The following is a 14,479-nucleotide window of genomic DNA, read 5'->3' as shown; positions in this document are numbered from 1 at the left end:
TCAGCATCTAGCGCGAGCCGCCTGGGATCAATATAGACCAAGGTCTTATTGTTGACCCGCTTTTCATTTGACGCCCCTGGATTGGCCCGCCCTGCCTCGCCTGTCATCCAACTGCAATATGCTCATGTCACCGTTCTGTCATAGATCCACTTGCGAAGCCTTGGCATGCCAGAAACCCAGCAATTGATTCAGCGTCACCTGCCCGAACATGTACAGTTGGACCGCTTGCTGGAACAGGGCTCCCGGCACCTGCGTTGTCAGACCGTGCACACTGTGGCCATAGACAACATCGAGATCCCCGTGCGGGTAATAGAGCTCGGGACTCGGTCGGAGCAGGCGCCAGTGATCGGCTTTTTCGGCGGCGTACATGGCGTCGAGCGCATCGGTACTCAAGTGCTGTTGTCCTGGATGCACAGCCTGATTCATCGCCTGGACTGGGACGAGCAACTACGCCACCAGCTTGAACGCGTGCGTCTGGTATTTATGCCAATGATCAATCCGGGCGGCATCTGGCAGCATCGGCGCAGCAATCTCAACGGCGTGGACCTGATGCGCAACGCGCCGGTCGACGCCATGGGCCCGGTGCCCTGGCTGGTCAGTGGCCATCGTATAAGCCCTCGCCTGCCCTGGTACCGCGGCAAGCGTGATGATCCGATGGAAGCGGAGGCAGCCGCGCTGGTGGACACGGTACGCAAACGTCTGCTCAATGCGCCTTTTTCCCTCAGCGTGGATTGCCACAGCGGGTTCGGTCGGCAGGATCGCTTATGGTGCAGCTATGCCCGCACACACAAGCCGATGCACAACATCGCCGAGGTACTGGCGCTGAAGCGGCTTTATCAAAACGCCTACCCCAATCACCATCCTTATATTATCGAACCCCAATCGATCAATTACACCACCCATGGAGATCTGTGGGACTACCTCTATGACGAGTCAGTGGACGATTATCCGGAGAATATTTTCCTGCCGTTCACCCTGGAAATGGGTTCCTGGCTCTGGGTCAGAAAAAACCCGCGGCAGATGTTCGATTATTTCGGCTATTTCAATCCGATAATCGACCATCGCAAGCGTCGGGTGCTGCGTCAGCACCTGCCGCTGTTCGAGTTTCTGATGAATGCCACCCAGGCTTGGCGAAACTGGACGCCCAAACCAGCGCAGCGCCCGGCTTTGACTCAGGCGGCTATCGAGGAATGGTTTGCGAAATGATAACCTCCCGATGAGTCGCTGTTGGCACAGCCGCTGAGGTTCTGTTTTTCATCATAAAAACCCCGCAGCAGATTACCCAACGCACCCCGTTTTGCGGTATAAGGGCGCTATGAAAATCCCAAAACGCTTGGAACCCCTGGTCGAAGATGGCCTGATCGATGAAGTCATCCGCCCGCTGATGAGCGGCAAGGAAGCGGCTGTCTTTCTGGTGCGCTGCGGTTCGGAGATCCGCTGCGCCAAGGTCTATAAGGAAGCAGCCAAGCGCAGCTTCAAACAGGCCGTGCTCTACCAGGAAGGCCGCAAGGTCAGAAACACTCGTCGCTCGCGGGCGATGGAAAAGGGCTCGAAATTTGGTCGCAATCAGCAGGAAGAAGCCTGGCAAAACGCGGAAGTAGATGCACTCTACCGGCTGGATGCCGCTGGCGTTCGCGTGCCTAAACCTTATGGGTGTTTTGAGGGCGTGCTGCTGATGGAACTGGTCACCGACGACGAAGGCGGCGTAGCCCCACGTTTGAATGATGTGTCCATGGATGCCGAGCAGGCTATCGAAGACCATGCGACCGTGATGCATTACGTCAAGCTGATGCTCTGCGCCGGTCTCGTGCATGGCGATCTGTCTGAATTCAACGTGTTGGTCGACGCCTACGGCCCGGTCATCATCGACCTGCCCCAGGCGGTTGACGCCGCGGCCAATAACAATGCCCGCTCGATGCTGGACCGTGACGTCAACAACATGACCGACTACTACGGCCAATACGCTCCCGAGCTGTTGCAAACGCGTTACGCAAAGGAAATGTGGGCGTTGTATGAAGACGGCGAACTGACGCCTGAGACCGAGCTAACCGGCTACTTTGAAGAGAGCGACGTTGCGGCCGATGTAGATTCGGTGGTGGAAGAGATCAAAGCGGTCATGGCTGAGGAGCAGGCCCGCCAGGAACGCCTGCGAGAGGCTGAGGAAGAGGACTGATTTCAAAGCTTCGGCTTTGATCGCGCCTAAGCCCTATTCCACGATCGCCTCGATAGCCCCAGCCAACCCGTCACTCCCGCGAAGGCGGGAATCCAAGCGGATTTGCAGTACACACTCACCACCCAGGCGAAGCAGACCACCGCTTGGATCCCCGCCTTCGCGGGGATGACGGTGGGGTGGCGTCAACTTTACGCGCTCTCCGCACGCTCCCCACTCCTGAACCCACGCCCCCTTTCCGGGTGGGAGTACACCGCCTCCCAGCCTAACTTCGACATCCCAAACCCACGCCGTCATTCCCGCGCAGGCGGGAATCCAAGCGGATTTGCGCACACACACTGACTAGCAGAAGGAGAATGCCAAATGGATCCCCGCGTTCGCGAGGATGACGGTGGGTAGGCGTGGTGCATCGGCCAATCAATAATTGGGGCTTATCGATACTACGCGCCTAAGGGCGATTCCAGGACCACCTGGATGCCCAACCTCACCCGTCATTCCCGCGAAAGCGGGAATCCATTCGAGCTGATTGGCAGGCAACAAAGGTAGCTCAGATATCCACCCTACCCCGCAAAGACTTGGCCTGACCTCGTTTGGTCTTGCTGTCCATGCGCCGGGTTTGTGAGCCTTTGGTGGGTTTGGTTGGGCGGCGGCGTTTTTGTACTACTACGGCGCCGTTGATCAATTCCTGCAGGCGCCGGATGGCATCTTCGCGGTTCTGTTCCTGGTTGCGGTAGGACTGCGCCTTGATGATGATCACGCCGTCCTTGCTGATGCGCTGATCAGACAGCGCCAACAGCCGCTCCTTATAGAACGGCGGCAGGCTTGAGGTATTGATATCGAACCTGAGATGGATGGCGCTGGAGACCTTGTTGACGTTCTGCCCGCCCGCACCCTGGGAGCGGATGGCGGATATCTCCACCTCCCAGTCACCCAGCTCGACATTGTTGGATAGCTTGATCATGCCCGCAGTTTAACCCGCGAGCGCTTCCTGCATAAAGTTGATAATCCAGCTGCTCATCACCGGCGCGTCTACTTCCGCCGACAACGAGGCCTGCCCCTCACGCAAGCGGGCATGGGCAATCACACCGCGACGCGCGTCCATCAAATCCCGGGAATAGGATTTGCAGAACTCCGGATGCCCTTGCACGCTCATAAAATGCTGGCCGTACTGCACCAGGTAATAGGGGCAGAACTCACTACTGGCGAGAATCTCGGCTTGCGGCGGTAGCAGGCTGACCTGATCCTGATGGCTAACGACCAGGTCGAGCTTGTCCTGCCAGGGTTTCATCCAGCTTTTGCGCACCAGCACCTGGTTGAACGACATACCCACGCCCCAGCCCTTGGGCGATTTGATCACTTCGCCGCCCAATGCCTTGGCCATCAGTTGATGGCCGAAACAGACGCCCACCAGCGGTGTGCCTTGCTCCCACATGCGCGCAATACACTCCTGCAACGCATCAATCCACGGCAAACCATCATTGACGCCGAATTTACTGCCGCTGGTGATATACGCATCGCATTCGTTAAGGTCCTGCGGTAACTCGCCGTCCATGCAGCGATAAACACGAATCTGAGCGTCGGGGTGACGCGCCAACAGCAGTTCGTTGAACATCTCAGGGTAATTGCCATGCGCGACCTGCAGGCTTTCCATTACATCATCACATTGCAGCAGCCCGATTTTCATAACCCGCCCTTTCATTCAAACAGTGAGTCTAGAGTTGCCCGTGCAACGCTCGGGTAAAAATAGCACTGTACTGGCCGGCATCAAACTGAATCGGGTTGGTGCCCGAGGTGGCATCTTCTACCGCCATCTGACCCACTCGCTCGACCTGCAAGTCATCGATACCAATCTCGGCCAGATTATGCGCAATGTCCAGCTCGCTGCGCAGCTCCAGTACCCAGTCCAGCACCCCGGTAAAATCATGTCGCGGCAGATCCAGGTAGCGTCCAAGACGCTCCATCTGTGGTTCTATGCTGCTGCGATTGGCCTGTAACACGTAGGGCATCAGAATCGCATTCAAGGTGCCGTGATGCGCGTCGTAGAGCGCGCCTAGCGGATGCGCGAGCGCATGCATGCCACCCAGTCCTCGCTGGAAGGCGGTCGCACCCATGCTCGATGCCACGAGCATTTTCAGCCGCGCCTCCAGGTCGTCGCCCTGGGCGGTGGCTCTGGGTAGATACTCCTTGACCAGGCGCATGCCCTCCAGCGCGATGCCTTCGGCCATTGGGTGAAATACCGGCGAGCAGTAAGCTTCGAGATTATGCGACAAGGCGTCCATACCGGTCGCCGCAGTAATACGCGGCGGCAGACCCACAGTCAGTTCCGGATCAAGGATCACCAGCGCCGGCAACATGCGTGCATGAAAGATGATGCGTTTGATATGCGCTTCGTCATCGGTAATCACCGAAGCACGACCCACTTCAGAGCCCGTACCCGCTGTAGTCGGGACAGCCACCACCGGCGCCATTCCCGCAACATTGACGCGCAGATGGTTATCGCCAATATCTTCGAAATCCCACAGCGGTCGATCCTGTCCGGCCATCAAGGCTATCGCCTTGGCCGCGTCCAAAGCCGAGCCACCACCAAAGGCGATAACACCATCGTGATGACCCACGCGGTACACGACAACGCCGTCCATCACGTTCTGCCCGGTCGGGTTGCCTTTGATAGAGGAAAACACATCGGCGTTCAAACCGGCATCGCGGCATTGTTTCAGTGCGCTGTCGATCATAGGCAATGCAGCCAGACCGGGGTCGGTCACCAACAACGGCGCCTGCATGCCCAACTGCTTGCAGGCATCGGCCAGCTCAGCGATTCGCCCTGCCCCAACCCGTACCGACGTCGGATAATTCCAGTTCATGCGATACGCCTGCATGCTCAGCTCCTACAGAATCTTGAAGTGAAAGGATTTTGGTCGGGTGACATATTCATAGCCGACACTGGACAAGGTACAGCCCCGGCCAGAGTTTTTCACCCCGGTCCAGGCCAGCGCTGGGTCCAGATAGTCGCAACGATTAAGGAAAACCGTACCCGTCTGCAGCCGGTCCGCTATCGCCAGAGACGCATCTACGTCCTGGCTGAAAATCGCGGCAGTCAGGCCGTATTCGCTATCGTTCATGAAGGCCACCGCTTCTGCGTCGCTGCTGACCTTCTGTATACCCACCACCGGGCCAAAGGATTCCTCGGTCATGACCCGCATGCCATGATTGACCCCAGTCAGCACCTGCGGGGCCAGGTAGGCACTACCGGATCGGCTTAGCGGAAAGTCGTCGGCATCAATATGCGCTTCAGCGCCCTGGGCAACCGCTTCGGCGATTTGCGCACGAATGAACGCCGCCGCTTCAGGGCGCACCACTGGCCCCAGGGTGGTTTCCGGATCGTCCGAGCGGCCCAGCTTGTACTGGCGCACTAACGCGACCACCAGCTCGACAAACTCATCGTGCAGATCCTCGTGCACGTAGATGCGCTCGATACCACAACAGGACTGCCCTGAATTGAAAAAGGCGCCATCTACCAGTGTTTCCACCGCGTGGGCCAGATCCGCGTCAGCGCGCACATAGGCCGGGTCTTTGCCGCCCAGTTCCAGACCGCTGGCGATAAAGCGCCCCGCCGCCGCCTTTTCCACCATCTCACCGCCGGCCACTGAGCCGGTGAAAGCCACGTGAGCAATGCCCGACCGTGATATCAGTGCCTCCGTGTCCGCGTGACTCATATGCAGGTATTGAAAAACCCCTTCAAGCAGGCCTGCTTCGGCAAAGGACGCGACCATCCGCTCGGCGCACAGCGGCGTTTGTGCCGAATGCTTGAGCAGCACCGCATTACCCGCCAAAATCGCTGGCACCACCGCGTTGACGGCGGTCAGGTAAGGAAAATTCCACGGCGCAATGATCAGCGACACGCCGAGTGGCTCACGGCGAATAAAGCGTTTGAACCCGGCCTTCTCTGGCAATTCGATATCCGCCAGGGCCGTTTCGGCGATGTCGGCCATATAGATGGCGCGCTCCACATAGCCTTTGATCTCGCCCGCCGCATACCGAATTGGCCGGCCCATCATCCAGCACAGCTCCTCTGCAAGCACCGATTCTCTGGTGCTGAAAGCGGCTATGGCCTGGCGGACTACCTCCAGTCGCTCACGCAATGGCGTGGTTTTCCAGCGGCGCTGCGCCTTAATGGCAAGATCCAGGGCTTCATTGATCTGCTCTTCGGTCGCCAGAGGTCGCTCTACGTAGACCGAGCCGTCGATTGGAGAGATGGTTTGCAGGGTTTTGCTCATTTGATGCTCCCGGACAGGCTGTAAATCAGATAATTTCAAAATACCGATCCAGCTCCCAATCGCTTACATGCCGGCGATATTCGCGCTCTTCCCACTCGCGGCTGGCAGCGAAATGTTCGACAAAGGCATCGCCAAACAGCTCGCGCGCCGCATCCGATGCACGCAACCGCTGCGCCGCGTCCCACAGCGTTCTGGGCAGGGCCAGTTCAGGTGGATGTTTGATGTCATAGGCGTTGCCCTCCACCGGCTCACCGGGTTCCCATTCATGCATGATCCCGTACAGGCCCGACGCCAACGCCACCGAGAGAGCCAGATACGGGTTACCGTCCGCAGCGCCCAAGCGATACTCCTGGCGCTGAGATTTGTCACTACCGGGGATCACGCGCAACGCGGCGGTGCGATTTTCCACGCCCCAGGTCGCATCCGTCGGCGCCCAGAAACCCGGGATCATCCGCCGGTAGCTATTCAACGTCGGCGCCACCATGCACAGCATTTCCGGCATCAAGCGCTGCTGGCCGGCGAGAAAATGCCGCTGTATCTTGCTCATGCAGTGCTTTTCATTTGCGTCATAGAACGCTGATTTATCTGTCTTTTTATCTCTCAATGAAACGTGAATATGGCCGCTCTGGCCCGGATACTTGCCAGACCATTTGGCCATGAAAGTCGCCATCATGCCTTGACGCTGGGCCAGGACTTTCATGAACGTCTTGAACAGCGCCGCCTTGTCTGCAGCCGCTTCGGCTCGATCCACCGCTATTGCTGCTTCCAATACGCCGGGGCCGGTTTCGGTGTGCAGGCCTTCGATCGGAAAGTCCATGGCCTCGGACATGTCGAGAATCTGGTGATACAGCTCAGCGTGTACCGAGTTGCGGATCATCGAATAACCGAACCAGTCCGGGGTATAGGGAATCAGGTCGCGAAAACCCTTGGCCCGGGCCGATTCAGGTGTTTCGTTGAACATGAAAAACTCGTATTCCAGCGCCGCATAGGGTTCGAAACCCATCTCCTGGCAGCGCTCGATCACGCGGCGCAAGGTACCGCGCGGGCAGACCGCTTCGGCTTGCTTGTCAAATTCAGCAAGAAACAGCAGCATGCCGTCTTCAAAGGGAATATCCCGGCAACTGGCGGGAAGAATGCGTACCGGCGCGTCCGGGTAACCGGTGTGCCAGCCGGTGTAACTGGCGTTGTCGTACAGCTGATCCTTGACGTCCCAGCCCAGCACCACGTCGCAAAAAGCAAAGCCATCATCAAGCGAAGAAAAGAACTTCTCGCGGCTCATATATTTGCCGCGCATCACACCATCATTATCGAACAGCCCGACCTTGACGTGGCTGATGCCACGCTCCTCGACAATGCGTCTGGCATCCTCGACGGTTTTTACTTCCCGCGGTTTGAGCATTTGAATCTCCAGCGCAGCTTTTATCCGGTATCGTGTCCAGCTTGTGGGAGCGCCGGTGGACGCTCCCACATCCCAAAGCAAACCACTCAAGCACAGCGGTAAGGCGTGCCCGCTTTGGCCATCAGCGCGTTGTACTGCTTGAAAATCTCTACCACCTTGGCGCAGCGGGGGCTGGTCTTGGCGATTTCGTCCCAGAACTTCATGGCCTCCTGTTCAACTGTAGCCCATTCGGCATCGGGTATTGTGGTCAGCTGCAACTTGCTGCCGTTCACCCGCAGATCAGCTTCGCCGCCCCAATACCAGTGCTGCCGGTAATAGTTCGAGCTGTCCATGCACAGGCGGAACAGGGTTTTCAGATGCTCCGGCACCTCGTTCCATTTTTCTTCGTTGGCGAAGTAGGAGCCACACCAGGCGCCGGAGATATTATTGGTCAGGAAGTAGTTGGTCACATTCGCCCAGCCTACGGTGTAGTCCTCGGTAATGCCGGACCAGGCGATCCCGTCGAGCTCACCGGTTTGCATCGCCACTTCCACGTCTTCCCATGGCAAAGTCACCGGCACCACGCCGAAACGCGAGAGAAATTTGCCTGCCGTCGGGAAGGTAAAGATGCGCTTGCCCTTGAGATCCTCCAGCGAGTTGATTGGCTTCACCGTGGCGAAGTTGCACGGGTCCCAGGCCCCGGCGCCCAACCAGGTCACACCTTCCACTTCACCATAAGCCTCTTCCCAGATTTCCTTCAGGCCATACTTCTCGAACAGCACCGGAATATCCAGGCTGTAACGCGAAGCGAAAGGAAAATAGCCGCCAAATACCGACACATCCACCGGCGCGGCAATCGAATCATCATCGCTCTGCACCGCATCGATAGTGCCACGCTGCATCGCTCGGAACAGCTCGCCGGTGGGCACTAGCTGATCGGCAAAATACAGTTCGATTTCCATTTCGCCATTGGCGGCCTTGTTGAAGGCGTCAATTGACGGTTTGATCACGTGCTCGGCCAACGCCGGACCGGCATAAGTCTGCAGCCGCCAGGTGATCTTTTTGCTTTCCTGGGCGTAGATATGTGCACTGCCCAGCGTTGAGGCGCCTACCGCTCCGATAGCCGCGTTCTTTAGAAAGTTGCGTCTTGAACTCATGCTGGTCACTCCCTTTAATGTCGATTTTGTATTCCAACAACCGCATTACCCTGCAACGGCCAGCATGGTCGGAGCAGTGTTCCTTGAAGCCGACTCAAGCGGAGCCAGCTCTTAGTTCGATAAACCTGGCTACTGGGCGTAGTGCAGCTCCGGCAACCACAGCGCAATCTGCGGGAATATCATCACCAGGATCAAGGCCAGGACCATGATCAGCACGAAGGGCGTAACCGATACGTATATGTCACGCAGCGTCACCTCTGGCGGCGCCATGGCCCGCATCAGGAACAGGTTGTAACCAAAAGGTGGTGTCATATAGGCGATCTGACAGGTGATGGTATAAAGCACGCCGTACCAGATCAGGTCGAAACCCAGCGCGCCCACCAACGGGATATACAGCGGCGCGACAATCACCAACATCGCCGTATCGTCCAGGAACATGCCCATGACGATGAAGGACAGCTGCATCAATATCAGCACCTGCCAGGGGCCTAAACCCAGATTGTCGAGAAACAGCGACTCGATTGCGCGCACCGCGCCCAGACCGTCGAACACGGCGCCAAAACACAGCGCCGCCAGGATGATCCACATAAACATGCAACTGATCGCCAGCGTTTTGCGCAGTGTCTCTTCCATAACCTTGCGCGTCAGCCGACCTTTCAGCAAAGCCGCCAAAGTGGCCGCGGCAGCACCCACAGCAGAGCTCTCGACCAGACTTGTGTAGCCGAGCAGAAACAGCCCGGTCATGGAGAAAAAGATGAACACCGGAATGATGCCCGCCTGCAGCAACTTGAACTTGTCTGCGCGGGTAATCTGCCGCCGCTCTTCTTCCGGCAGCGCCGGCCCCAGCTGCGGCTGCAGGCGGCAGCGAATGGCGATATACAGTACAAACAGGCCGGCCATCATCAGCCCGGGAAACACCCCCGCCAACCACAACTGGCCGACCGGCTGGCGGGCAATCATGCCGTAGAGCACCAGCACCACACTGGGTGGAATCAGAATCCCCAGCGAGCTGCCGGCCTGGATCACCCCGGTGACCATGATCTTGTCGTAGCCGCGGCGCAGGAGCTCGGGTAACGCAATACTGGCGCCAATCGCCATGCCTGCCACGCTCAAGCCGTTCATCGCCGAGATAGCCACCATCAAACCGATGGTGCCGATCGCCAGGCCGCCGTGAACCGGACCCATCCACACATGAAACATGCGATACAGGTCCTCGGCCAACCCTGATTCGGAGAGCATGTAGCCCATATAAACGAACAACGGTAGCGTCAGCAGCGGGTACCATTTCATCAACTTCATAGCCGCACTGAAGGCGATTTCCGAGCCACCATCGCCCCACAGCAACAAGGCCGCGGCCACTGCGACAAAACCGATAGCGCCGAATACCCGCTTACCGGTCAACAACAGCAGCATCATGCTGGAGAACATCAACAGCGCTATGACGTTGTAGCTCATTCCAGCGGAGCCCCCCGCGCCTCGGCAATATCGCGACACAGCGTGGCCAGCGCCTGCAGGATCATCATCGCGACACCAATGCACATGATGATCTTGATCGGCGCCATGCGTGGCGACCAGGCTGAATAGCTGGTTTCGTTGTATTGCAACGCATACTGGGTGGAAGAAATGCCGCCATACAGCAGCCAGAACAGGTAGAAGATCAGCAGCAGCACGGTGACCGCATCCACCGCGCCTTTGGTCCGGGGTGACCATTTGCTGTACAGCAGGTCCATGCGCACATGGCCATCCAGCTGCATTGAATAGGCGCCGCCCAGCAGGAAGTAGGCGACCATCAAAAATTGCGCGACTTCCAGGGTCCAGATCGAGGGATTGAAGAAGGTTTTGCTGATCGAGGAGTACAACAACACGGCCATCATGACGAAAATAAGATACATCGCGCACCGGCCAATAAACCGGTTCATAGCATCCACTGCTTGCACGAACATCCGAATCGTCCTGGGCATGAAGCAACTCGTCGTAAAGAACGTATTACAAAAATATAGACGAGCTTTCAGTTAACGCTAATAAATACCTATCCCTCCTCGCCTATGTCCTCATTCCAGAGTTCCGGGCTCGCCTGAATAAACTCGCGCATCAGTGCTATGCATTCGGCGTCCTGCTTTACCTCGACAACCACGCCGCGCTCACGCAGCAGCTGTTCTTCACCCATAAAAGTTTGGTTCTCGCCAATAACCACCTTGGGAATGCCATACAGCAGAATAGCGCCACTGCACATCGCGCAGGGCGACAGGGTGGTATAGAGCACCGATTCGCTATAAACCGAGGCCGGCAACCGCCCGGCGTTCTCCAGCGCATCCATTTCGCCATGCAAAATGGCACTGCCATGCTGAACCCGGCGGTTATGCCCATGGCCGATGATCTTGCCGTTGTGAACCAGCACCGAGCCGATCGGTATTCCGCCCTCGGCCAAGCCCGCACGGGCCTCATCGATGGTCGCGCGCATAAAAGGATCCATGTTTCTGATTCTCCAGGTTGAGGGAAGCGGCAGGTCAAAACTAAGCCCCGGCAATACCCTTGTCCAGCAGTACCGGGGCCGTTGTCCTGGTGATGTGAGTTAGTGCTCTGAATGCGCGTCTAGCGGCGGGTGGCCGGCCCTGTCCTCCCAGGCTTTGAGCTCTCTGATTTCCCGCTCCTGTTCGCGAATCACCGCCTTGGCCATGGACCGCAAACCGGGGTGGTTGCTGTGAGCGAGAAGCACATAGGCCATATCCACTGCGGCCACATGATGCGGGATCATGCCCTGGGCGAAATCGCCTGCGGTACTGCCGGATGTGGTCAGCTGCATCTCCGCCATCATCCGCTGATCAATGCGCTGCCAGGCGGCAATAATGTCCTGTGCCTGCTCGCCGGGGCGAGGTTCTCCATGCTCTTTCAACCAGGTCTGCATCTGCGTGATCTCGGCTTCCTGAGCGTCGAGAATTTGCCGTGCGAGTGCAAGCATCTGCTCATCGCCGCCCTGCTCCAGCATCGCCTTGGCCATATCGATGGCGCCCTGATGATGCGGAATCATGCCGCGCATAAAGTCGTAATCGACGTCACCCGTGGGCACCAGGTTATGCATCGCCAGCATCATATCGGCATTTGCCGCGGCAAAGGGGTTTGGATTGATTTGCTCCGAGTGTGCACCGTGGTCGGCGTGCTCACGCGAGGTATCAGCGCTTACCATTTGGCCAGCAACCATCCCAGGCAACAATATTGTCAGCATATAAACCATCTTTATATTCATGGGCTTGCTCCAGCTATCTGATTAATTACATCACATTAAATCGGATGAGACATCAGGCCTTCGGCGGCTGGAAAGGGGGTGCCAGGTAGGGAGTATCGGGCGCCGGAACAGCGCCGGCATTATAACCGCGTGCGCCCGTCAGGGCCGGTAGCGCGAGATTGCTCAGCACCGCACTGAACGCGCATAACTGCACACAGGCGCCGTCCATCTGCATCGCGCATTCGCCGTGCGACTGGAGGGCTGACTGGGGGTTAGTGTGTGCCAGATGATCGGCAGGATGCTCACCCTGCACGGGTAGTGGTTGAGCAGCTTCGTGGGCAACCGCCATCCATCCGGGCAGGATCGGAGTAACAATTAACAACAGAAAGAGTAATGGTAGCGACAGTCGGCGAGTCATGAATCAAGTATAACGCTGATTGGCTGCGCAAGGATTGATCCGCGTCAGCCAGAAATCTTTCACAGAATCTTTTTTCAGCGCATATTCAGCAGAGCCCGAGAGCGGCTGCAGCCACAACAAGAGAGGAACCTCACTCCATGTTCGACCGCCATTACGCCGTATGGCCCGTTTCCGTTCCGCATGATCTGGAACTGCCGCAAACCTCCCTCTACAGTAACCTCACCGTATCGGCGCTGCGTTACCCGGATCACCCTGCGATCATCTATTACGGCTCTACCCTGACCTATAGAGAGTTAGACCAGCAGGCGCAGGCCCTGGCAGGCTACCTCCAGCAGGCAGGCGTCAAGGCCGGTGATCGGGTGTTGCTGTATATGCAGAACAGCCCGCAGTTTGTCATCGGCTTTTACGCCATCCTGCGCGCCAACGCCGTGGTCATCCCGGTCAACCCGATGAACCGCAAAGCCGAGCTGGAATACCTTCTGGAAGATACCGAGTCTGAGGTCGCGCTCTGTGGTCTTGAGCTGCTGGACAATATTGCCCCGCTTGTCGGCCAGCGTGGCCTGCGTGAAGTGATTACCAGCGCCTACAGCGAATATGTCCGTGAGCCAACCAGCATTGATTTGCCCGACGCAGTCAAGCTGCCCCCGTCCATACCCGCGCTACCGGGAGTGACCGACTGGCAACAGGCGCTGGCTGCCAATCATGCCCCCGGCCCCTTGACCGCCGGCCCGGATGATCTTTGTGTAATTCCTTACAGCTCCGGCACCACCGGCAACCCTAAAGGCTGCGTGCATACACATCACAGTGTGATGGCGACCACGGTTTATTGCTCGGTCTGGGGTAACGCTCAGCACAACAGTGTGCAATTGGTCTCCGTGCCGATGTTCCACGTCACCGGCATGCAGGTGTGCATGAACAGCTCGATCTTTATCGGTGGCACTCAGGTGGTCATGACCCGCTGGGATCGCAAGGTCGCGGCGCAGCTGATCGAGAACCACGGCATCACCAGCTGGCGTAATATTTCTACCATGGTCGTGGACCTGCTCTCGGATCCGGATATCGATCAATACAACATCACTAGCCTCAAAGCCATCGGCGGCGGCGGTGCAGCCATGCCCCTGGCGGTTGCAGAGAAGCTCAGGCTCAAAACCGGGCTGGAATATGCCGAAGGTTACGGCCTGTCGGAAACCATCAGCGCCACCCATATGAACCCATACCATGCGCCCAAACCGCAGTGCCTGGGCATCCCGATCATCGGCGTGGATTCGCGCGTGATCAATCTCGATACGCTGGAAGAAGTCGGCCCGGATGTTACCGGCGAGATCGTGGTTCAGGGCGAGCAACTGTTCCAGGGTTACTGGAAGCGCCCCGAGGCCACCGAAGAAGCTTTTGTCGAGCTGCAGGGCAAGCGCTTTTTCCGCACCGGCGATCTGGGCTACTACGACGAAGAGGGCTATTTCTTTCTGGTTGACCGGGTCAAACGCATGATCAACGCTGCCGGCTTCAAGGTCTGGCCGGCGGAAGTTGAATCCCTGCTCTACGGCCACCCGGCGGTACAGGAAGTCTGCGTGATTTCAGCCCCGGACACCCGGCGTGGTGAGACCACCAAGGCGGTTATTGTGCTGGCCGCAGGGCAGCAGGCCACCGAGGAAGAAATCATCAATTGGTGTCAGGCCAACATGTCGGCCTACAAGTGCCCCAAGCAGGTAACCTTCACCGACGCCTTGCCCAAGTCGCCTACCGGCAAGATTCTCTGGCGCACGCTACAGGAACAGGAATGGGCGGATAGTTAAAAGCGCTTAATTTCCCTTCCAGGCGCTACAGTCCGGCGCCGATACCCATTATGATGACGCATTGCT

At 57.8% G+C, this 14,479-nt stretch carries 14 protein-coding genes; 3 read left to right on the top strand and 11 right to left on the bottom strand.

All coding sequences use genetic code 11. The annotated features are described in order from the left end of the window. Nucleotides 1-165 precede the first annotated feature (165 nt). Together DT594_RS05115 and DT594_RS05110 are read left to right on the top strand one after the other, a co-directional pair. Nucleotides 166-1,206 carry a M14 family zinc carboxypeptidase gene (locus tag DT594_RS05115; RefSeq protein ID WP_149331647.1) on the top strand — a complete coding sequence of 347 codons (1,041 nt, stop codon included), beginning with the start codon at nt 166-168 and terminating at the stop codon, nt 1,204-1,206. A gap of 109 nt (nt 1,207-1,315) precedes the next feature. After that, the gene (locus DT594_RS05110) at nt 1,316-2,173 is read left to right on the top strand and encodes a PA4780 family RIO1-like protein kinase (protein WP_149331646.1); all 858 of its coding nucleotides are present in this window, start codon (nt 1,316-1,318) and stop codon (nt 2,171-2,173) included. A 544-nt stretch (nt 2,174-2,717) separates the two neighbouring features. Here DT594_RS05110 and arfB read toward each other — a convergent pair. The 11 genes from arfB to DT594_RS05055 all read right to left on the bottom strand — a co-directional run bounded on the left by arfB (nt 2,718) and on the right by DT594_RS05055 (nt 12,620). Further along, a complete protein-coding gene (gene arfB, locus DT594_RS05105) occupies nt 2,718-3,131 on the bottom strand; it encodes an alternative ribosome rescue aminoacyl-tRNA hydrolase ArfB (protein WP_096347724.1) in 414 nt (137 codons plus the stop codon). A gap of 9 nt (nt 3,132-3,140) precedes the next feature. Continuing rightward, nucleotides 3,141-3,854 (bottom strand): glutamine amidotransferase-related protein, encoded by a 714-nt coding sequence (locus tag DT594_RS05100; RefSeq protein WP_149331645.1) that lies wholly within the window; start codon nt 3,852-3,854, stop codon nt 3,141-3,143. Between the two features lie 28 nt (nt 3,855-3,882). After that, nucleotides 3,883-5,046 carry an iron-containing alcohol dehydrogenase gene (locus DT594_RS05095; protein WP_149331644.1) on the bottom strand — a complete coding sequence of 388 codons (1,164 nt, stop codon included), beginning with the start codon at nt 5,044-5,046 and terminating at the stop codon, nt 3,883-3,885. Between the two features lie 9 nt (nt 5,047-5,055). After that, complete coding sequence (locus DT594_RS05090; RefSeq protein ID WP_149331643.1) at nt 5,056-6,444, bottom strand: aldehyde dehydrogenase family protein; 1,389 nt, start codon at nt 6,442-6,444, stop codon at nt 5,056-5,058. Between the two features lie 25 nt (nt 6,445-6,469). Then, nucleotides 6,470-7,843, bottom strand: coding sequence for a glutamine synthetase family protein (locus DT594_RS05085; protein ID WP_149331642.1), 1,374 nt, complete (start codon nt 7,841-7,843; stop codon nt 6,470-6,472). A gap of 86 nt (nt 7,844-7,929) precedes the next feature. Then, entirely contained in the window at nt 7,930-8,979 is a 1,050-nt protein-coding gene (locus tag DT594_RS05080) for a TRAP transporter substrate-binding protein (RefSeq protein ID WP_149331641.1), read from the bottom strand. 129 nt (nt 8,980-9,108) lie between these two features. Beyond that, nucleotides 9,109-10,434, bottom strand: a complete 1,326-nt coding sequence (locus DT594_RS05075; RefSeq protein WP_149331640.1) for a TRAP transporter large permease — start codon at nt 10,432-10,434, stop codon at nt 9,109-9,111. Then, the gene (locus DT594_RS05070; protein WP_149331639.1) at nt 10,431-10,940 is read right to left on the bottom strand and encodes a TRAP transporter small permease subunit; all 510 of its coding nucleotides are present in this window, start codon (nt 10,938-10,940) and stop codon (nt 10,431-10,433) included. Before DT594_RS05070 ends, DT594_RS05075 begins: the two co-directional genes overlap by 4 nt. A gap of 68 nt (nt 10,941-11,008) precedes the next feature. Then, nucleotides 11,009-11,452: a nucleoside deaminase gene (locus DT594_RS05065; RefSeq protein WP_149331638.1), complete on the bottom strand. Its 444-nt coding sequence runs from the start codon at nt 11,450-11,452 to the stop codon at nt 11,009-11,011. Between the two features lie 99 nt (nt 11,453-11,551). Further along, complete coding sequence (gene copM, locus DT594_RS05060) at nt 11,552-12,223, bottom strand: CopM family metallochaperone (RefSeq protein ID WP_149331637.1); 672 nt, start codon at nt 12,221-12,223, stop codon at nt 11,552-11,554. A 52-nt stretch (nt 12,224-12,275) separates the two neighbouring features. Beyond that, complete coding sequence (locus DT594_RS05055) at nt 12,276-12,620, bottom strand: hypothetical protein (RefSeq protein ID WP_149331636.1); 345 nt, start codon at nt 12,618-12,620, stop codon at nt 12,276-12,278. A gap of 137 nt (nt 12,621-12,757) precedes the next feature. Here DT594_RS05055 and DT594_RS05050 point away from each other — a divergent pair, with 137 nt between their 5' ends. Beyond that, nucleotides 12,758-14,413, top strand: coding sequence for a long-chain fatty acid--CoA ligase (locus DT594_RS05050; protein ID WP_149331635.1), 1,656 nt, complete (start codon nt 12,758-12,760; stop codon nt 14,411-14,413). Nucleotides 14,414-14,479: the final 66 nt, after the last annotated feature.

It is taken from the genome of Halopseudomonas laoshanensis (genome assembly GCF_008365385.1).
GTDB lineage: Bacteria > Pseudomonadota > Gammaproteobacteria > Pseudomonadales > Pseudomonadaceae > Halopseudomonas > Halopseudomonas laoshanensis.
The sequence above is the reverse complement of the archived record's forward strand: the minus strand, read 5'-3'. Positions and strand labels throughout refer to the sequence as shown.